Source organism: Sanguibacter sp. Z1732 (genome assembly GCF_051020515.1).
Classification (GTDB): Bacteria; Actinomycetota; Actinomycetes; order Actinomycetales; family Beutenbergiaceae; genus CALKWS01.
Window position 1 is genome coordinate 2430545 of the sequence record NZ_CP194857.1, and the last position, 17912, is coordinate 2448456.

At 69.4% G+C, this 17912-nt stretch carries 23 protein-coding genes; 7 read left to right on the forward strand and 16 right to left on the reverse strand.

Features of this window, described 5'->3' with window-relative positions; all coding sequences use genetic code 11:
- Positions 1-42: 42 nt before the first annotated feature.
- From ACRRRO_RS12755 to ACRRRO_RS12770, 4 genes are all read right to left on the reverse strand, one after another.
- Entirely contained in the window at positions 43-789 is a 747-nt protein-coding gene (locus ACRRRO_RS12755; RefSeq protein ID WP_424796932.1) for an SOS response-associated peptidase, read from the reverse strand.
- Between the two features lie 24 nt (positions 790-813).
- Positions 814-1608 carry a sulfite exporter TauE/SafE family protein gene (locus tag ACRRRO_RS12760; protein WP_424796931.1) on the reverse strand — a complete coding sequence of 265 codons (795 nt, stop codon included), beginning with the start codon at positions 1606-1608 and terminating at the stop codon, positions 814-816.
- A 318-nt stretch (positions 1609-1926) separates the two neighbouring features.
- Positions 1927-2067, reverse strand: a complete 141-nt coding sequence (locus ACRRRO_RS12765) for a hypothetical protein (RefSeq protein ID WP_434080355.1) — start codon at positions 2065-2067, stop codon at positions 1927-1929.
- Positions 2064-3587 carry an MGH1-like glycoside hydrolase domain-containing protein gene (locus ACRRRO_RS12770; RefSeq protein WP_434080356.1) on the reverse strand — a complete coding sequence of 508 codons (1524 nt, stop codon included), beginning with the start codon at positions 3585-3587 and terminating at the stop codon, positions 2064-2066. Before ACRRRO_RS12770 ends, ACRRRO_RS12765 begins: the two co-directional genes overlap by 4 nt.
- 661 nt (positions 3588-4248) lie before the next feature.
- On the opposite strand from ACRRRO_RS12770, the gene ACRRRO_RS12775 reads away from it, so the two are divergent.
- From ACRRRO_RS12775 to ACRRRO_RS12805, 7 genes are all read left to right on the forward strand, one after another.
- Positions 4249-5055: a hypothetical protein gene (locus tag ACRRRO_RS12775; RefSeq protein ID WP_434080357.1), complete on the forward strand. Its 807-nt coding sequence runs from the start codon at positions 4249-4251 to the stop codon at positions 5053-5055.
- The gene (locus tag ACRRRO_RS12780; RefSeq protein ID WP_434080358.1) at positions 5037-5891 is read left to right on the forward strand and encodes a hypothetical protein; all 855 of its coding nucleotides are present in this window, start codon (positions 5037-5039) and stop codon (positions 5889-5891) included. Before ACRRRO_RS12775 ends, ACRRRO_RS12780 begins: the two co-directional genes overlap by 19 nt.
- Positions 5892-6240: 349 nt before the next feature.
- Positions 6241-7476, forward strand: coding sequence for a CpaF family protein (locus ACRRRO_RS12785; protein WP_424796928.1), 1236 nt, complete (start codon positions 6241-6243; stop codon positions 7474-7476).
- Between the two features lie 138 nt (positions 7477-7614).
- On the forward strand, positions 7615-8337 hold the full coding sequence (locus tag ACRRRO_RS12790) for a type II secretion system F family protein (RefSeq protein ID WP_424796927.1): 723 nt from the start codon (positions 7615-7617) through the stop codon (positions 8335-8337).
- Entirely contained in the window at positions 8334-9143 is an 810-nt protein-coding gene (locus tag ACRRRO_RS12795; RefSeq protein ID WP_434080359.1) for a type II secretion system F family protein, read from the forward strand. Before ACRRRO_RS12790 ends, ACRRRO_RS12795 begins: the two co-directional genes overlap by 4 nt.
- Positions 9074-9277 (forward strand): hypothetical protein, encoded by a 204-nt coding sequence (locus ACRRRO_RS12800; protein ID WP_434080360.1) that lies wholly within the window; start codon positions 9074-9076, stop codon positions 9275-9277. The genes ACRRRO_RS12795 and ACRRRO_RS12800 overlap by 70 nt, the downstream gene beginning before the upstream one ends.
- Positions 9278-9476: 199 nt before the next feature.
- Positions 9477-9605: a hypothetical protein gene (locus ACRRRO_RS12805; RefSeq protein ID WP_434080361.1), complete on the forward strand. Its 129-nt coding sequence runs from the start codon at positions 9477-9479 to the stop codon at positions 9603-9605.
- Positions 9606-9761: 156 nt separating this feature from the next.
- On the opposite strand, the gene ACRRRO_RS12810 is transcribed toward ACRRRO_RS12805, so the two are convergent.
- From ACRRRO_RS12810 to ACRRRO_RS12865, 12 genes are all read right to left on the reverse strand, one after another.
- Complete coding sequence (locus ACRRRO_RS12810; protein ID WP_434080362.1) at positions 9762-9914, reverse strand: hypothetical protein; 153 nt, start codon at positions 9912-9914, stop codon at positions 9762-9764.
- 134 nt (positions 9915-10048) lie between these two features.
- Positions 10049-10318 carry a hypothetical protein gene (locus ACRRRO_RS12815; protein WP_424796924.1) on the reverse strand — a complete coding sequence of 90 codons (270 nt, stop codon included), beginning with the start codon at positions 10316-10318 and terminating at the stop codon, positions 10049-10051.
- 3 nt (positions 10319-10321) lie between these two features.
- Positions 10322-10513, reverse strand: coding sequence for a hypothetical protein (locus ACRRRO_RS12820; protein ID WP_434080363.1), 192 nt, complete (start codon positions 10511-10513; stop codon positions 10322-10324).
- Positions 10482-11306, reverse strand: a complete 825-nt coding sequence (locus ACRRRO_RS12825; RefSeq protein WP_434080364.1) for a hypothetical protein — start codon at positions 11304-11306, stop codon at positions 10482-10484. The genes ACRRRO_RS12820 and ACRRRO_RS12825 overlap by 32 nt, the downstream gene beginning before the upstream one ends.
- Complete coding sequence (locus tag ACRRRO_RS12830; protein ID WP_434080365.1) at positions 11303-11893, reverse strand: hypothetical protein; 591 nt, start codon at positions 11891-11893, stop codon at positions 11303-11305. Before ACRRRO_RS12830 ends, ACRRRO_RS12825 begins: the two co-directional genes overlap by 4 nt.
- Entirely contained in the window at positions 11883-12323 is a 441-nt protein-coding gene (locus ACRRRO_RS12835) for a hypothetical protein (RefSeq protein ID WP_424796920.1), read from the reverse strand. Before ACRRRO_RS12835 ends, ACRRRO_RS12830 begins: the two co-directional genes overlap by 11 nt.
- Positions 12320-13189: a hypothetical protein gene (locus ACRRRO_RS12840; RefSeq protein WP_434080366.1), complete on the reverse strand. Its 870-nt coding sequence runs from the start codon at positions 13187-13189 to the stop codon at positions 12320-12322. The genes ACRRRO_RS12835 and ACRRRO_RS12840 overlap by 4 nt, the downstream gene beginning before the upstream one ends.
- Positions 13190-13198: 9 nt before the next feature.
- Positions 13199-14101, reverse strand: coding sequence for a hypothetical protein (locus ACRRRO_RS12845; protein ID WP_434080367.1), 903 nt, complete (start codon positions 14099-14101; stop codon positions 13199-13201).
- A 10-nt stretch (positions 14102-14111) separates the two neighbouring features.
- On the reverse strand, positions 14112-14534 hold the full coding sequence (locus ACRRRO_RS12850; protein ID WP_434080368.1) for a hypothetical protein: 423 nt from the start codon (positions 14532-14534) through the stop codon (positions 14112-14114).
- Complete coding sequence (locus ACRRRO_RS12855) at positions 14479-16131, reverse strand: hypothetical protein (protein WP_434080369.1); 1653 nt, start codon at positions 16129-16131, stop codon at positions 14479-14481. Before ACRRRO_RS12855 ends, ACRRRO_RS12850 begins: the two co-directional genes overlap by 56 nt.
- Positions 16128-16922 (reverse strand): hypothetical protein, encoded by a 795-nt coding sequence (locus tag ACRRRO_RS12860; protein WP_424798188.1) that lies wholly within the window; start codon positions 16920-16922, stop codon positions 16128-16130. Before ACRRRO_RS12860 ends, ACRRRO_RS12855 begins: the two co-directional genes overlap by 4 nt.
- 726 nt (positions 16923-17648) lie before the next feature.
- Positions 17649-17774: a hypothetical protein gene (locus ACRRRO_RS12865; protein WP_434080370.1), complete on the reverse strand. Its 126-nt coding sequence runs from the start codon at positions 17772-17774 to the stop codon at positions 17649-17651.
- Positions 17775-17912: the final 138 nt, after the last annotated feature.

Here is a 17912-nt window from a genome sequence, read left to right on the forward strand (position 1 = left end):
TCCACCCGCGGTCGGACCCGGGGTCAACACGTGGGTGCAGGCTCAGACCGGTTCGATCAGGTGGGCGGCCTGGTTGCGCACCGAACCCACGGCACGGTCCACCTCGTGCCAGGTCAGCGGCGGGCAGGGGCGGGAGAGGATGTCCAGGGCCGTCTCGGTGCCGGCGTCCCGGTCGATCCAGGCACCGACCAGATCGTGGTCCAGCACGGCCGGCTCCCGGTCGTGGATCTGCTCCAGGCCGTCCCGGGCTGCCTGGGTGATGATCGTGGCGGACAGCACCCACCGGCTGGGGTCGTCGGGGGCCTTGGTCGGGTCCGGCCACCAGGAGTACAGCCCGGCGAACGCGATCGGGGCGCCGTCGGTGGGATGGATGTAGTACGGGGTCTTGACCGGCTTCTTCCCCCCGGCCGGATCCGGGGCGGTGTGCCACTCGTAGTACCCGTCGGCCACCACCAGACAGCGGCGCTGGGCCAGGGACTTGGAGAAGGCCGGCTTCTCGGCGACCGACTCACTGCGGGCGTTGATCATCCGTGCGCCCATGGTGGGGTCCTTGGCCCAGTGCGGGATCAGGCCCCAGCGGGCCACGTGCATCGCCCGGGTCGCCTGCCCGGCACCGTCCCGGGAGGAGGACTCGCCGCCGTCGCGGCGCTCCAGCACTACCCGCACCGGATCGGTGGGGGCGATGTTGTACCCGGCGGCGACCCGGGCCGCGGCGTCGCTGATCTGCTCCACGTCGAAGGTATCGGCGAGGTCCTGGGCGCTCCGGAAGGAGGCGTAGCGTCCGCACATGTTCCTACTGTGCCACTGCCGGGGTCAGATCAGCCCGCGCACCATGAGCACTACTCCGGCCAGCAGGGAGGCGCCCAGGGTCAGGGTCTCGAACCGGTGCTGGGGCAGGCGGCGCAGGAACGTGCGGCCCATCCAGGTGCCGACCAGCACTGCCGGCGCCAGCGCGAGGGTGAGCCACAACGTGGTGGTGGTCATCAGCCCGAGCCCGATCGAGAACGGCACCTTGGCCACGTTCACGATCAGGAAGTACCAGGCCATGGTGCCCACGAAACGCATCTTGTCCGCCCGGACCGCCAGTAGGTACAGCGCCATCACCGGGCCGGCGGCGTTGGCCACCATCGTGGTGAAGCCGGCCGCGAACCCGGTACCGAGGGTGGCCCCCAGGTTCGGTGTGGTCCCCAGGAGCGGTGCGGCCTCGGGATGTGGTGCCTGCGCCGGGACATGAGCCTGCCGTCTGCGCATCACGATCTGGATGGCCAGCGCGACCAGGATGCAGGCGGCGATCAGCAGCGTCATGGTGCGGTCGTCGATGAAAGCCATGATCAGCGCGCCGGCCCCGATGCCGGGCAGGACCGCCGGGAGCAACCGCCGAAGCATCGCCCAGTCCGCACTGCGCCGGTACAGGGCCACGGCCACCAGGTCCCCGATGATCAGCACCAGCAGCACCGCCGCGGTGGACTCCCGGGCCGGGATGAACACCGCGAACCCGGCCACCGCCAGCGCCCCCAGACCACCGATGGAGGTCTTGGCGATCCCGACCGCCAGAGCCGCGACGCCCAGCACGATCCAGCCGAGCACACTGAACTCCAGGCCGGTCATCGCGCTCCTCCGATCCATACTCCGCACGCCGTACTACCGGACACCGAGCCTGCCGCATCGGGGCGCGAAGGGCCGAATCGGTCTCACCCTCCGGCCGGGCGGGCCGGCACAGCGGGATCAGCCGCCGAGAGCGGCACAGATCCTGCTATCGCCGACCTGCACCCACTCGTGGCACAAAACCAGCCACGGTTCGCCGTCGTCGGCCACATGCAGGGTGCCGTCCGGACACTCCGAGTCGCTCGGGGCCACGGCGCCGGCGCTGCGGCAGGAACGGCTCGGCCGGGTCCCGGGCGATGAGCACCTGCGTGCCGCGACGTATCAGGCCGCCCTTCCCGAGCGTGGCGCCACGAAACCGGGCCCGGAGGCGACGGTGAACTCGCCGCCGTCCAGTTCAGCGCGCCGGTTCGCGGCCAGGGTGAGTTCCCACCGCTGGTCCCCGTGGGTCAGCACCCCGGTCACCGGGCGCGGGGACAGGCCGACGACGGCGAGGGGCACGCCGCGTAGGTCGGTCTCCACCCGCCATCCCGGGGGAAGGACAGGTGCGGGCTGCCCGCGCGGAAGGATCTCGAGGCGGCGTCGTCGCTACCCAGTTCGTAGTGGACGCCGGCGACGGTGCGCGCGTAGGCGGTGGCCGTGGCGGCGCTGCCACCACCGAGACGGGTGGGGGCCATCGAGGTGAACCAGATCCGGCCGGCCGGGGTGGGCAGGATCCCGAAGTTGCGCTCCACGGCGTCCAGCAGCCACAGCAGCGCGGGGGAGTAGGAACTGGTGTAGCCGGCCTCCCCGCTCCAGGGGTCGAGGCACTGGGGGAACCGGTCAGCGCGCAGGAGCGCGGCGAGCACGGGCCTGGTGGCCAGTGCCAGTTCGGCGCCATGGCCGTGGTGGTCGAAGGCGTGCGGGGCGCGGATCTGGGTGAGGAAGTTCACCGGCCCGGCCCAGGTGTTGCGGGTGTGGTCGCCGTTGAAGCGGGGGTCGTCCATGGCCACCGAGGTGAACCCGTAATGGGACAGGAACGCGGTGGTGTTCATCAGGTATCGGCGCAGCGCGGCGGTGAAGAAGTCGCCGTCGCCGATCTCGCAGGCCAGCACCCGCATCAGCACGTCCGACTTCACCCGTACCAGCGCCCCGGTGGCGTCCCGGTCGAAGAAGGTGCCCTCGGCGGCGTCGAAGCAGTGCTCGAACAGCGCCGCCGTCGAGGCCTGCGCGGCGCGGAGCCACGGGGCGTCCTCGGCGCCGAGTTCGGTGGCGATGCGGCCCAGGTAGGTGCGTTGGCACGTCACGTTCGCGGTCAGGTCCGGGGCCAGATACGGGATGGTGGCCGACTCCGGGTCGTATCGGCTCGCCTCGCCCTCGTGGCAGTGCTCGGGGGTGAACCAGTGGCGGGGGGACAGGTCGTGCCCGGTGTCGTAGGTGCAGAAGGCCTCCACCGCACCGCTGCCACGGGTGTCGCGGTGCCGGGCAAGCCAGGCGTCGTTGCGGGACATCGCCGCGTACATGGTGGCCAGCCAGCCCCGGGCAGCGGATGGCTCCGCACCGTGATGCAGGCGGTAGTGGCGCCACACGGACCGGGCGAACGGGGTGACGATCTGGATCTGACGGTATGCCGGCCCCTCCGGGCTGACCTTGTAGGGCAGCAGGCCGTCGTCGCGTTGATGGTGGGCGAACAGGGTGAAGGTGTCCTCGGCGACGCCGGGGGCGAACCGGGACAGGACCTCGGCACTGATGGTGCCGGTGGACTCGAGCCAGCACCCGTCGTACGTGCCCCCTTCATGCAGCACCGCCGGACCGCCGGCCAGGGGGCGCACGCACTGGTTGAGTTCGCCCAGCGCCTGCACCCAGCGGTCCTGGACCGGCCCGCCCACGGCGGCGAAGTTGACGCCGGCGGCCTCGATCTGCTCGGCCAGGGGGCCCTGGAGGCCGGCACGTTGCGGCGCGGGATCGGCGGCGCGGAGCCGCATGAGCGACTGCTCTATCGTCACGATGGGATTCTTCCGGTCGGTGGTGGTGCCCGGCGCGCGCCGTGCGGTGCAGCGAGGGGGCGCGCCGGGCCGGAATCAGCTGAGGTGGTCCTCCATATACTCGATCCAATACTCCCCGCTTCCTCCACGGTGCGGTTGCCGAACAGGATGTCGGTCTCCATCCGCTGGGAGACGTTGTTCATCTCCGCACCACCGGCCGGCTGCGGCGGTGCGAGCACGCCCTGCTCCAGCACGTCCAGGATGTAGGTGGCCGCTTCGGCGTGACCGGGTCCAGCTGCGGCTGGACCACTGCGAGCATCTCGGGGTGAACTGCAGCCCGCGGTCGTCCCTGATGATCTCGGCCGCATCGGGATCATTGAGACCCTCCCAGTTGTCGATCCCCAGAACCCTTTCAATCGCGACAGTCGGCGGCGGTTCCCGTGGTGCGCGAAGTGCTCGCCGCCGCGATGGGAACCGGTCCGATCCTCGGTTTCGGTCGCCCGCGCATGCGGGGGAATCGCAGGTTTGGAAACGTTTCCGCCCGAGGCGAGCCCAGAGATTTGTTCTTGTCAGCAACCTTTTCCGGGCTGGTTGATTCGGGTTGCATCCGGAGGGCTGCCGGCTCCGGCCTCGGCTAGGATCATGGGGCTGTTGAAGGCCCAGGGGATCAGGCGGAGGATGGATGAGCACTACCGGCTCGGCGGCCGATGAGGTCCCCGCGGTCCCGGCGTCATCCGAGCCCGCGCCGGCGTCCCGGGCCCCCGTTGCCGAGATGGTGCTGCGCTGGCGGATCCACGTCTTCGCCGCGATGGCGCTGGCCGGGCTGATCGCCCTGGCGGTGGGCTGGTCCGCCGGCCGGGACGGCTGGTACCTGGCCGGGATCCTACTGACCGCGCTCGGTGTGGCCGGTGTGGCCTGGGTGCTGCTGTGGCGCAGGCCCGCGCTGATGGCCGCCGCCGTGGTGGCGGTGGCGGTGCTGGTGCTGGGGCTCGGTCTCGGCGGGCCGTGGCGGGAAGTGGCTGTGGCTTACGGACATGGCGGGGCACTGCTGCATGAGGTCAGCTGGGGTGAGCCTGCCGATGTGGACCGGCGGTTGCTGCTGCACCGGAACGACCACCTCATGATCGTCGATCCCGACGGCGAAATGCGTCCCTGGTGGGACGGCAGCGTGACCGAGCACACCCGCATCGTGGCGATGCCCGGTGGGGGAGTGCTGCTGCACCACGCCCCGGGCCAGCGGGCCACCGTGCGGACCCTGGATCGCACCGGTGCCGAGGTCGCCCGGTGGCACTATGACCTGCCCGAGGAGCGTAGTGGCACCTGGTGGGACGGCGGGGTGGTGGCCACCGCCCCCGGCATCGTGGTGAACCAGTGGTGCCAGGACCCGGAGGACTGCACCTGGACCGGCCGCGACGCCGAGACCGGCGAGGAGGAGTGGAGCGTGTCCGCGGAGCCGGTGCCGAATGTGGCTTGGGTTACCTGGGCATGAGCGCGGCCGGTGACATCACCGGCGTGCACCGGTTCTGGGTGGCCACGACGAACGATGACGACGCCACCGAGTTGCGTGACCCGGCGACCGGGTCCGTAGCGCACACCCTGGCGGCCGACCGGCCCGTTGCCGTAGCCGGCGCCGCCGCGGCGGTGGCCACCATCGAGGAGGAGTGCAGCGTCGAGGTGCTGCGCACCGACGCCCCGGCCGAGGATGAGGAGGACGCCGAGGACCTCTTCACCCCGGTGGATTGCGACGTGGCGCGGGCGCTGGAGGACTTTCCCACCCAGAACTCCTTCCTCGACGGTGACCTGCTCTGGCTGCCCGGGTCCGGGCGCTCGCACGTGATCGGCCTGACCGGTGCGCAGGTGCACAGTGTCGATCACCGGGTGCACACCGGGCGCAGCGACGGCAACTGGACCGCCGGGGCGCGCGTGCTCACCGTGGTGGAGGGCGACCGGGTGCGGGCCCTGCACCCGCTGACTGGAAACTCGCTGTGGCGGGCGACGCTGGAAGCCGGCGCCGACGCCATGGACGAGACCGACGACGAGGTGGACCTGGGCCGCCCGGTGGTGATCGCTGCCGACGGGGTGGTGACCGTGCAGGTCCCGGTGCCGGGATGGCTGCTGGAGGACTCGCTCACGGAGAAGACCGAGCCCTCGATGGTCCTGCACGCCTTCGACGCCGCTACCGGGGAGCCGCTGACCGAACCGGTACGGCACCGGCAGGACCCGGCCGGGGTCGAGATTCACGATGGACACGTGCTGGTCAACGTCACCGGGGAGGACGGCACGATCACCTACCTGTTCCGGGCGGAGAGTTCCGACGACGCCTGAACCGGCGTCGCGAGGGTGCTAGGTTATCCACAGGCATTGTGCACAGTGTGGGAAGTTGTCCACAGGCAGTTGCCTGGGCAGTGTGAACGGGGCCGACCCATCGCCAGGGGCGTGATGGTTGTCTCCGGACTGGTGGTTCGTGATGAGGCGGTGACCTTCCATGCCTTTGCCTCAGAACTGATGCTGTGAGCGGCGGCTTCTTGGATGCCTACCGGCGGCGGGTAGCAGTGGCAGCGTGCACGAGCACGGCCTGGCGTAGTTATCCCCAATTTGATTGCGAATGCTGGGCAGGCGCACGGCCGCTGGGCTAGGTTGGCCGCACGGTCACTGCGGAATGAGGTGGGCGAGCATGACCGACGGCGTGGGGCTGGTTGAGGATGAGGTGCGTGAACTCATCCGTCGTCGCGGACTGGATCCGGTGCGAGATGCCGGAGGAGTGCATGCCCTGATCGCCGAGGTGGTCGCCGACTACGACGACCGGGCGCTGGTCGGCCTGGTCCCCAGGCTGAGCGATCCGACGCACACGGCCAAACTGGTCCACGACGCGGTGGTGGGCCTGGGACCCCTGCAAAGTTACCTGGACGATCCGGAGATCGAGGAGATCTGGATCAATGAACCGGGCAAGGTGTTCATCGCCCGTAGTGGGCGAGCCGAACTCACCACCACGATTCTGGAGGCTGACCAGGTCCAGGACCTGGTGGAGCGGATGCTGCGTAGTTCCGGGCGGCGCCTCGACCTCTCGACCCCGTTCGTCGACGCGGCCCTGCCCACCGGGGAGCGTGTGCACGCCGTGATCCCCGATGTCACCCGCAAGCACTGGGCGGTCAACATCCGCAAGTACATCGCGCGGGCCCGGCGGCTGTCGGACCTGGTAGCGATGGGTTCCCTACCCGCGGGGGCCGCGGCGTTCCTGGACGCCGGTGTGGCCAGCGGTCTCAACGTGGTGGTCTCAGGCGCCACTCAATCGGGCAAGACGACCATGGTCAACGCGTTGGCCGGCTCGATTCCATCGCACGAGCACATCATCACGTGTGAGGAGGTCTTCGAGTTGCAGCTGGCCGCCAGGGACGTGGTGGCGATGCAGTGCCGTCAACCGAACCTGGAGGGCACCGGGGAGATCCTGCTACGCCGCCTGGTCAAGGAGGCCCTCCGGATGCGTCCGGACCGCCTGATCATCGGGGAGGTTCGCGAGGCCGAGGCCCTGGACATGCTGATCGCACTCAACGCAGGCAACCCGGGCATGTGCACAGTGCACGCCAACTCCGCCCGGGAGGCGGTGATGAAACTGTGTACCCTGCCGCTGCTAGCCGGGGAGAACGTCTCGGCGAACTTCGTGATCCCCACCGTGGCCTCCGCCGTGGACCTCGTGGTGCATCTGAGCCTGGACCGGCTCGGGCGCCGGCGTACCGAGGAGATCGTGGCGTTGACCGGCCGCGTGGAGGGGGAGGTCATCGAGACCGCCGCGATCTTCACCCGCGGTCCGAACGGACTGATCCGGGCCTCGGGGTACCCGCCGCATGAGGAGCGCTTCGCGCGCGCCGGCTTCGACCTGCGTGCACTGCTGGCCGCATCGGTGCATGGGTGATCGATGGGAACACTGGCCGGGCTGCTCCTGGGAGCGGGACTACTGTGCATCTGGTGGTCCTGCTGGCCCAGGACGCCAGGCCGGCCCGCCGCCAGGCCGCGGACGGCCAGAACTCAGGATCGGCTCATCCAGGCCGGGATGGCAGGGGTGAGACCGTGGGCGTTCCGGACCACATCGGTCGGAGCCGGTGCCGGGGTGGGCCTCATCGTGGGCGCACTGAGCGCCTCGCCCACCATCGGGGCGGCATTCGGGACGATTGCCGGCTTGGTGCCGAGCGCCTACGTGCGCTCCCGAGCCCGTAAGCGCCGCGCCGAACTGCGTGAGTTGTGGCCAGAAGTCATCGACGACCTCATCTCGGGGGTCCGGGCCGGACTCGCCTTACCCGAGTCGTTGACCGCTCTCGCTGAGCGCGGACCCGAGCCGATGCGGCCGGCGTTCGGCGTGTTCGCCGAGGACTACCGTGCCACCGGGAGGTTCACCGAGGCTCTGGATCACCTCAAGGCCCGGCTGGCCGACCCGGTGGCGGACCGTTTGATCGAGGCGCTGCGCCTGACGCGCCAGGTGGGCGGCACCGACCTGGTCCGTCTGCTGCGCACTCTCTCCCAGTTCCTGCGCCAGGACTTGCGCACCCGGGGTGAACTCGAAGCGCGCCAGTCCTGGACGGTCAACGGTGCGCGTCTCGCCGCGGCCGCGCCGTGGGTGGTGCTGGCCATGCTGAGCAGCCGGCCCGAAACAGCAGCCGCCTTCAACACCGTGCTCGGTGCGGTGGTGCTGCTGCTCGGAGCCGGCGCTTCGGCGGGCGCCTACCTCGTCATGGTGCGCATCGCTCGCCTTCCGGAGGAAGTGCGGGTGCTGCGATGACAGCCATGAACCAGCCGGGGCTGGTCGGCGGGGCCCTGGGCCTGCTCGCGGGCCTGGGTATGTGCTTGGTGCTGTGGCGGTTGGCGGCCAGGCGGGTGCGGTTGGTGGACCGGGTGGCTCCGTATCTGCGGGAGCGGCCCGTCACCTCCCGGCTACTCGCCCAGGACACCACACTGACGCCGTTTCCGACGCTGGAGCGGATGCTGCGGCCGTTGGTGGCCGACGCCGCGGGCCTGTTCGAACGGATCGGCTCCCCCGCTGCGGGTACCCGTCGCCGCCTCGCGCGGGCCGGTTCGCGACTCAGCGTGGAGCAGTTCCACATCGAACAACTGATCTGGGCCACGTTGGGGTTGGTCGGGGGACTGCTGCTGGCGTTGCTGTTGGCGGCCACCCGCGGCAGTTCCATCCTGGTCCTGGCCGCGCTCGTGCTGCTCTCGACCATCGGAGCCGCGCTAGCGCGGGATCAGTGGCTGAGCCGTCAGATCAAGCGGCGCGAGGAGACGATGATCGCCGAGTTCCCGACGGTGGCCGAGTTGCTGGCGCTCGCGGTCGGCGCGGGCGAGACGCCACTGGCGGCACTGGACCGGGTGGCCTCCAGCATGCACGGAGAACTGGCCGCTGAGATCCGCACGACCCTGGGTGACATCCGCTCTGGAGTCCCCTTGACCCAAGCCTTGGAGCGGATGGCCGGACGTACGAACTGTCCAGCATCGCCCGTTTCACCGAAGGCGTGGCGGTGGCCATCGAGCGCGGCACCCCGCTCTCGGAAGTGCTGCGGGCCCAAGCCGAGGACGCCCGCGAGGTAGGCCACCGGGCATTGATGGAGGCCGGCGGGCGCAAAGAGGTCTACATGATGATCCCGGTGGTGTTCCTGATGCTTCCGGTGACGGTGCTGTTCGCGATCTTCCCGGGGCTCTCCGTGCTTCGGGTCGGACTCTGAGAGGTCAACGAGGAAAGGAGTGTGACGATGACGTCATGGCAAAGGTGGTGGCGCAGCCGCCAGGATGACCCCGAGCGGGGCGACGTGCCCGGGTGGGTGCTCATCACGTTGATGAATGGTGCCAGTGTTCACCCTTGATTCTGGTGGGTAAAGATGCCGGCCTTGATCGCGCCCCCGGTAGAATGACTTGCTGCAAGTGATGCTGCGGACGCGGCAGTTCCGGGACCGGGCCGGACGGCTGAAGGCTGAGCATGCGATCGAGCGCGTGGTTAGGCACATCGACGGTGGCAGGCAGTTGCCTCTGGACTTCGACGACTTGGACGACTAGCCCCTGAACGCACTAAACCGCCCCCACCCGGCCCGTGGTGGGCTAGGTGGGGGCGTTCGTCTCGGAGGCCGGGTCAGTCCAGGTCGTCCCCCGTGCAGCAGGTCAGCGCGCCTGCCCGCGTGGGCTGCTCACGGTCACACTGCGGGCAGGGGTACATCACGGCTTCCTTGCGGTGGGGATGAGCCCGCGACTCAATGCCACCACCACGGGGTCTTGGCCGGTGTGACGGGCCAGGTCAAGAACCAGGCCCCACATCAGGGCCAAGAGGTCATCCCGGTCCCGGTCACAGTCCGCCAGGGGGTGCATCATTCCCACCAGCAGCACTCCGACGCCGCCAGGCGTGCACCCTGGCCGGTGTACTCATACCCACACTCGGGGCACACGGCCACCACCTCCCGGTCGTCTACCTGGATGCGGGGGTCCAGCGGGCGGCGCATGGCACACTACCCGCCCATCTCATCCGGTGCGCCCGGTGGCGGGTTCACGACGGTGACGTGCGGGGCGGGGGTGGCGTCCACCTTTGACTGTGCGGCGAACCCGAACGCGACACCGACATAGGCGAACACCGCCAGGGCCACGGTAAGCCACATGGGCTGCCCGGTCTCGGCGGCACTGAACCCGACCTGGGTGGAGCCCAGTCCCAGGCCCACGATGGCGTAGGCGGCGTACAGGACGCGGCGCAGTTTGGGGTTGCCTTGGACGATCTCTTGCATGGTTCAGTCCTCCTCGGGTGCGGCTGTCAGGGTGATACGCAGGTCGGCGAGCGCTTCGGCCACGCCCTTGTCCGCGGCCTCACGCACGGCGCCGATGATCTGTTCGGGGTCGGCGCCTTGGTTGGCTGCCAGGGATGCCACGGCGGCGCGCAGGGAGGCGAGTTCACCGTGCAGCGCGGTGAGTTCGCTGGACATGGCGTGCACGCTCCGCGCCGCGGTTCTGCCGGGCGGCGTGATTCTCGGCGGGCAGGGTGACACCGCCGCCGGTGGTGGGTGCCAGGTCGAATCGGTGCACGGCGGCACCGGCGCGGGCGTCGAGTGCTTCACCGACGACGCGGCGTAGGTCTGCTTCGGTGGCCATGGTGAACCAATCTTTCTGTGAGGTGGTGGTGTTCTTGGTGCGGCCGAGAACGGCTGCGATGCGGGTGCGCCCGGTGGCGGTGGTGTAGCCGAGGCGGTCTACTTTGCGGGTGGTCCAGGTGGAGTGCTCCAGGTGCGCGCTGGTGGGCAGGTTGAACACGTCCAGGAGCGCGGCGTTGCACCGGGCCATCCAATCGTGGTAGTCGTCTTGAGCCCAGTCCGATGCCCGCAGCCCACCCTCGTACTCAGTGCCCCAGAAGTACGGGCGGCCGTTGTCGCGGGGGATGCGGCGACCGGCCAGGGTGATGGGCCCGCCAGCGCCGGGGTGGTTGGCCCAGCCCATGGTGATGACCCGGTAGACCTTGTCCCAGCCGCCGTAGCCGTTGGCGAGCGGGCCGGGGATGCCGGGGCGACCGTTGCGCACGAGGTTGTAGAACGGGGTGGTGCCGTGGGTGCGGGCGGACACGATGTGGTGGGACATCACCCCGGCGCGGGTGGACATGGGGGTGAGCCAGCCCGAGGACGAGGCGCCCTGGCGTAGTTGGATGACGCAGTTGACGCCGTAGTCGGCCATGGCGGTCTGGATCTTGCGGGCCTCGCGTAGTGCGGGGTCCCAGGGGTTGCTCACTTCTCCACCCAGTCGGTCAGGTCGGCACCGGCGGTCTCGCTGGCGGCGATGGTTGCGGGGTCGGGGTTCGCTGCCTCTTCGGCTAGCAGTTCCTCACCGTCGCGCCACACCTTCGGCGGTTCGTCCAGTTCGGGCAGGTCGATGGGTTCGGTCATGGTGGGCTCCTTGTGGTCAGGTGAGGTCGGCTGCCACGTCGGTCGGTGGCGTGGGCGGTGGGACCCCCGGCGATGCCTGCCTGCCCATGCCAGGACGTCCCGCAGGTAGCGGACCGTGGACCGGTGGCGGACCTCGAAGGCTTCGCGCTCTTGCCGGCGCTCCCGCCGCTCCTTTGCGAGTTCGGCCTCCAGGTGGGTCACGCGGCTCTCAACGGCCTCCAAGCGCTTCTCCATGCGGTCCACCAGGCCCTCGTACTGGTGCAGGCGGAGGCGGTCACGGTCCACCTCGTTCTCGGCGGCCTTGGCGCGCCGCTCCACGCGGGTGGCGCGGTCGGTTTGTTTGGTGGACAGCCACACACCAAGGAAAGTCAGGGTCCCGGCGAGGATCGTCGCCAGCGCACCCCACACGGGGCCGGGGATATCACGCAGCATCGGCGACACCTCCGGGCGTTGGGTGCTCGACCGCTCTCACCGTCCCGTCGTCCGGGCCAGCCAGGATGATCAACAAGACCGCGAACCCCGCGTACTGCAGCGCCTGCGCCCACCCGGTGGGGGTCCCGGCCGCGCCTTCGGACATCACCCACACCACCCACCCGGCCGCGAGGGACGCGCCCCGGAAAGCGACCACCCCGACCAGGGCGGCGAAACCCAGCCGGTAGCGGCGGGTGAACGCGGCGGTGGCGGCGATGGCAGCGGCGACCACCCATTTGCCGACCTCGACCACCGGCGGCAGGTGCGTGTGGACGACACCCTCCACCGGCACGGTCGGGAGCCGCAGCCACGTAAGGGCGCCCAGCGTGAGCGCGATCCACGCGAAAACGACGAGCACCTGGCCGCGCTTCTCGAGGGGGCAGCCGGTCATTCGGGCATCCGGATCCACGACCCGGAAACCAGCAGGTCATCGGTGGTGGTGCGGGAGTGGGAGGAGTGCGCCAGACGCAGGCCGCCACCGGCGAGGACCTGGTAGGTCTGCGTGGTGCCGCCGTTGGAGCCGATGGCGGCGCCTTGGGTGGTGGGGCGGTGCGCGGTAGGGATGGTGGCGATCGTCTGGTTAAGCGGACCCTCGGCGAAAGACACTCCTCGGATGGTGGCGCGGAAGGTGAACGTGGCGGTGCCGTCAGGGCCGGTGTCGCGGACCAACTCGGCCGAGACAATGGTGGACCCGCCCGCCGGCGCCAACGCTGCCGGGCCGGTGAACACTTCCCTCGTGGTGGTCTCCGGGGTGCCCGCCAGCCTCGCCACCGGCCGCTGCGCGGTGCTGATGCTGACACCGGACGCGTTGGTGTCAGAAGCCCCGGCGGTGACCTGTGCGCGGCCGATCTCGGTCGCACCAGCCGGTAAAGGCGGCACGGTGGGTGATCCGCCGCTGGTGCCTTGGGTGACACCCACAACCACCTGGTTGTCCTCGTCTCCGGCGTCCACGTCGTTCTGGCGCACCCAGATGCGGTCCCAGCGTGACCCGGTGCCGGGTGCCGGGGTGGTGGGCACGTCCATGGGTGCGTCGTTGCCGACCAGCACCGACCCGTCACCGCTGCCTCGTGTCAGGGCCACGGCACCGGCGCCGACACGGTATGCCCACCCGGTGGTGCCGGTGATGGGCAGGCCCCTGAGGGTGCCGTGGTCCTGGATGAGCCCACCGAGCGCGATGCGGGCACCCACTGGGGAGGTGCCCACGATGTCGTCGCCGGTGACCTGCTCACGGACAAAAAGGCCGGTGTGGAACGTCATGGCTTTTTCCTATTCCTCGGTCTGCTCAGGTTCTTCACGTGGGCGCTCGACCTCGAACTGGCCGGCTTGGTCGCCGCGGCGGGCGTTGACTCGCACGAACACGTCCCGGCCCGCCTGCCCGTACACGCGCACTTGCCCGCCGGTGGGTTCGTCGGCGCCGATTGGGAACGGGCGGCCTACGGGTGTGACTTGCACGCCGCGCCCGTCGGTGTGGGCGAGGTGCTCGAAGTACTCGGGCAGGTCGATCGTGGCCTGGCCGTCGTCGTTGAGGGTGGCGCGGTAGTGGTATTCCAGTCCGGACACGGGGGACTCGGTGGTGGCGTGCACGAGTTCCATGCCGGGTTTTTTGGTGGGGTGGGGGAGGCGGAAGTTCTTCGCACCGTCCACTGTGAGGTCGCCACTCACGGACAGGTTGGTGCCATCCACGAGAAGCATTGTCGTGGGGGCCTTGACCTGGACCTGGTTCGTGGTGGTGCTGATGTGGTGCGATTCGTCGAGTGTGCGCAGCCGGAACGTTGTGCCCGCATGCAGTTGCAGTTGTCCGGAGGTGCGGAGCATGGCGATACCGTCACTGAGGCTGCTGGCGTCCTCCAGGTACAAGACGGTGTAGTCGTCGTCGGTGGCGTCTTGCCCTCTCGGCGGGATCAGTCGCATCGCTGTGCGCACACCGGTGGCCCCGAGATAGGCGTCGATCATCCCGGGCTGTTCCAGGGTGGGGCGACGAACGAACAGGCGGCCCACGACTTCCAGGCCTTCGGGTGTGGCGGTCACCCCGGAGGCGCGCAGGGGGCCGCCGCGTTCCAGGTTGGACACGCGGGCGTCCACTTGCCGGAGCGTGGCGAGGAGTTGTGCGAATCCTCCCGGCCCGGCGGGTGTGGTAGGGCCGGCGGGGAAGTCCTCAGATAGTGACACGCGTGCTCCCTTATCTTGAATCCATGGCGGGGATGGTTTCCAGGTCCACGAACGCCTCCCCGTGGCTCCCGGAGATGGAGGCGATGCGGACCTGGTGCGCCCCGCCCGGCAGCCACACATGGTCAGAGCCCACGTGGATGGTGGCCAGGTCACCGGGGGAGTACTCGCCCAGGCGGGGTGTTTCATCGCGCCCCACCCGGATTTTCCAGGTGGACCAGGGGGCCGCGCCTTGGGCCACGGCCGCCCTGGCGTGGGAGGTCAGGGTCGGTTGCTCGATCACGGACGTGTGGGGGAGTGTTGCGTGCATCAGGGGGTAGCCGCGGTCCCACTGGTCTGGGTCTTGGTGTGATCCCAGCCGTAGGGCTTGTTCGTGCCCCTCACCCACGGCGAAGGCGTAGTTGGTGCGGCGGGAGAAGTCGGAGGTGACGGACACCGGAAACGGGGCCGGTGGGGTTGGTGGTGTCCCATACCCAGTCTGGGCCGTCCTGGGTCAGGAGCGGCTCAGTATTGGTGCCGGTGCGCAGGGCCCACTCGACGCCTTCGCCGTCTTCGCGGAGGCGGGGGGTGAACGCGATGTCGGGGCCGTTCTCCACCTGGGTTAACTCGGTCAACCGTTGCCGGGTGGTGGCCAGTTCATACCCGGGGTAGGTGCGTTCGTGGGTGCCGACCTGGTCCGGTGGCAGCACGATCGGTAGGTGCCCGCCGGTGTGGGCGGTGGCGGCTTGCACGAGTCGTTTCGCGATGGTGCCCAACGACAGCCCAGTCCAGGACAGTTGCCGGGACTGGGGGCCTTGCCCGGGGCCGAGGACGGGGATCACGAGCCGGTAGTCGAACAGGGACCACAGCCCGGATGCTCGGATGCGCAGGTCCCCGGTGGTGTCGTCGTAGTCGTGCACCCAGATCGGTCCGGCCTCCACGACCCGGCGGCCCACCTGGTAGGCCAGATAGCAGCGGGCCCCTTCGACGGCGGCGCGTATCTCCGCCCGTTCCTGTGCTGGGAGGCGCCGCAGTGGGATGGTGGCTTCCAGGGTGCCCGGTGCGTTCAGGACCGCGGAGAACGAGCCCGCGCTGATGGGGAGGTGGCGCAGCCGGTTGCCTGTGGTGAGTTCACCGGTGAAGAACTCCCCGGGGTCGTGGAGGGGCGCGACTTCTGCGGGCAGTGGCGGACCCGGAGGGGTGGGGCCGGGTGCGGGACCGGGGTCGTCGGTGTTCCAGGTGAGGGCGGCCCACACCATGTGGTGGTCTGAGGGCAGGGGGGTGCGCAGCGGCAGTCCGGTGCCGTCGGCGTAGTCGGCGTCCAGGCCGGCGGCGGGCACGTCCACGCCGGCGTCGGTGACTACAGCGTCGATCCAGCGCCCGTTGAGGCGCCCGTCCATCTCCGGGTCCCACCCGTTGAAGGAGTTGAACTCATCCCGCACCACCGGGGCCTGGCTGCGTTGGCGGGTGTTTGGGTACCCGCGTGCCCACAGGTCGGAGTCGGGGCCGTGTATTTCGTGGGAGCCGTTGGTGTCCAGGGCTGCGATGCCGTGGCGGTGCCCGTCGCGGCGGGCGTCCAGGAAGTCCGCGACGATCTGTGCATTCTCGATCCTGGACTCAAGGGTGCCGGTGGAGAAGTGCGCGGTGACGAACACGAACTCGGCGCCGGTGGGCCGGTGGGCGAAGATGGCGCCGGTCATGGCGCGTTGGGCGCCAGAGCGGGTGTGCACCACGTTCAGGTCCCACGTTTCGGGGTCTGAGCGGCGCTCCACGAGGATGTTGTTGTGGATGATCGCGTTGTACCGGGTCCCTGGTGTCACTTGCCAGGACACCCCGGGTGTGGCCGCGTTGATCGAATCGCACAATTGCTGTGCCTGGGAGGTGGTGGCGTTGTTCAGGTTGGACACTTCTTGTAGGCCGACGATGGCTGCGCCGGAGCGGATCACGGCTTGCGCTGCGTGTTCCCGCCGCTGCGCCCAGGAGTGTCCTTCTGGGTGGTGCAGGGACGCGAGGGTGATGTTGTAGGTCCCGGCGATGAGTTCGACGGTGCTCACCAGTACGTCGCCTTGACTTGGGCGTGCAACACGGCATCGGTGCGTTCGGGCGCGGTGAACACGTACTCGGCTTCGCCCTCGCGGGGGACGGTGGACCACTCTCGTACGACGAGGCGGCCGGAGCGGTCGGCCACGCCGTCCAGCAGGACCGTCCCGGTGGATGTGTCGATGGACAGCACGGACCCGGCGGGGATTTGGTCGCGGTAGAGGAGCCTGCGGCCGGTGGAGACGTGGGTAATCATGAATCCCCCTTCGCCTACGGGTCCGTGGATGTGGAAGGTGGGGTGGGCGTCGGCGGTGCCGGGGTTGGCCAGTCGCACCCTGCCGGTGCCGGAGGTGGGGCCGAACAGCAGCGGGGTGCCGGTGCGGGTGCGGATTTCCTCCGAGGTCGACGCGTGCGCTTGACCGGTCCATCGGTAGGCGGTGATCGTGCCGTCGGGGTTGGATACCCATGGGGAGTCCCCGTCGAAGTACCCGCTCACCATCGCCAGCGCCTCTTGCTCGGTGTCGGCCACGCACGCGATCCAGGCGTCGGTGTGATAGCGCCCGGGCCCGGGGGCCACTCCGGAGTCGGGGTCTGCTGATGGTCGCAACCACATGCGCACATTGTCCGCGCCGTGGGGTATCTGCACCGCAACTGTCCTGCGTGGTTGCTCGCTGTTCGGGTCCGTCGTCAGCCAGAACCCGCGCAGGTAGTCTTGTTCCAGTGTGGTAGTCCCCTGGCGGGCTTGGTAGTAGAACCGCAGAGCCTGGATCCCTATGCTGCGCCGAGCGACGACCGAGAAACCCATCCAACGTCCCACCTGATCCGGGCCACACCATGCATCCTGCAGGATCCAACCCGCGCTAGCGCCTGAGTCCGTGATCTCCACAGAAAGCGCCTGCGACCCTGCCGCTACGGCGATATCCCCCCCGACCTGGGAGAGCGTGACGTTCCCGGAGGTAAACAAACCCTCAACGCCATTTTCGAACGAAGGGTTCGCTATCAGGTTGGTCGTGATCACACCAGACACAGGATCACCACCCCCCCGTGAATAATGGGAACCGGACCCCACCCGTGGGCACCGGCAAAGACGCGGAAGCGGCGGAAACGTCGCCATACCGGAACGGGTCATCACACGACCACTGCGCAGCCCACAGGAACCCGCCATGCCCCGACCCAAGCCCAGCCCACCGGCCACGCTCCGGATTCGCCGCGAAACGCAACAACCTCGCCCTCGCCGTCAACGTCCGGCCCGCGTGCTCAACCGTCAGGTCCTCCGGCTCAACATCGAAACCCATGTTCCGGTCAAGGTGAGCCAACAACTCATCCCGAGCCGTCGAGATGTGCGCGGTGCCCTGCACCAACACATGCCGCGCCTCAGCCCACACCGGCCCCCCGAACACACCATGCCCAGGGCGCGGGTCGGTGCGCTGCCTCGGTGAGGGCCGCTCCTCCCACCCGTCCAGGGAATAGATCGTCACCGGGCCGTCCCCACCCCCGATGCTGAGGCCACGCCAATGGATCACCGTACGGCTCACAACGCACCCACCATCTGCCACTTAAACGCGGCCTCAACCTGAGACAAGTCCGCGCCGCCGAGACGCTCCACGTGCACCAGCGGGCCACTGATAGACCGTGGCTGGCCGGTAGGCGCGCTCACGTGCACCACCTGTGGGGCCGCCGGGCGGGCGTGGTACGCAGGGGTCCCACCCTGAGCGAACCCACGAACACCACCCAACGCAGCCCGCAAACCCCCGCCACCACGCGCCCACGCCCGCATCTGCTCCATCGCCGCATG

What these genes read in the sequence shown, in the direction of transcription:
- ACRRRO_RS12790 (WP_424796927.1), top strand. Translation starts at nt 7,615, where the DNA reads ATGGCAGGGGTGAGACCGTGGGCGTTCCGGACCACATCGGTCGGAGCC.
- ACRRRO_RS12785 (WP_424796928.1), top strand. Translation starts at nt 6,241, where the DNA reads ATGACCGACGGCGTGGGGCTGGTTGAGGATGAGGTGCGTGAACTCATC.
- ACRRRO_RS12760 (WP_424796931.1), bottom strand. Translation starts at nt 1,608, where the DNA reads ATGACCGGCCTGGAGTTCAGTGTGCTCGGCTGGATCGTGCTGGGCGTC.
- ACRRRO_RS12815 (WP_424796924.1), bottom strand. Translation starts at nt 10,318, where the DNA reads ATGCAAGAGATCGTCCAAGGCAACCCCAAACTGCGCCGCGTCCTGTAC.
- ACRRRO_RS12840 (WP_434080366.1), bottom strand. Translation starts at nt 13,189, where the DNA reads ATGACGTTCCACACCGGCCTTTTTGTCCGTGAGCAGGTCACCGGCGAC.
- ACRRRO_RS12775 (WP_434080357.1), top strand. Translation starts at nt 4,249, where the DNA reads ATGAGCACTACCGGCTCGGCGGCCGATGAGGTCCCCGCGGTCCCGGCG.
- ACRRRO_RS12835 (WP_424796920.1), bottom strand. Translation starts at nt 12,323, where the DNA reads ATGACCGGCTGCCCCCTCGAGAAGCGCGGCCAGGTGCTCGTCGTTTTC.
- ACRRRO_RS12755 (WP_424796932.1), bottom strand. Translation starts at nt 789, where the DNA reads ATGTGCGGACGCTACGCCTCCTTCCGGAGCGCCCAGGACCTCGCCGAT.
- ACRRRO_RS12805 (WP_434080361.1), top strand. Translation starts at nt 9,477, where the DNA reads ATGCTGCGGACGCGGCAGTTCCGGGACCGGGCCGGACGGCTGAAGGCT.
- ACRRRO_RS12795 (WP_434080359.1), top strand. Translation starts at nt 8,334, where the DNA reads ATGACAGCCATGAACCAGCCGGGGCTGGTCGGCGGGGCCCTGGGCCTG.
- ACRRRO_RS12820 (WP_434080363.1), bottom strand. Translation starts at nt 10,513, where the DNA reads ATGTCCAGCGAACTCACCGCGCTGCACGGTGAACTCGCCTCCCTGCGC.
- ACRRRO_RS12810 (WP_434080362.1), bottom strand. Translation starts at nt 9,914, where the DNA reads ATGATGCACCCCCTGGCGGACTGTGACCGGGACCGGGATGACCTCTTG.
- ACRRRO_RS12860 (WP_424798188.1), bottom strand. Translation starts at nt 16,922, where the DNA reads ATGGGTTTCTCGGTCGTCGCTCGGCGCAGCATAGGGATCCAGGCTCTG.
- ACRRRO_RS12830 (WP_434080365.1), bottom strand. Translation starts at nt 11,893, where the DNA reads ATGCTGCGTGATATCCCCGGCCCCGTGTGGGGTGCGCTGGCGACGATC.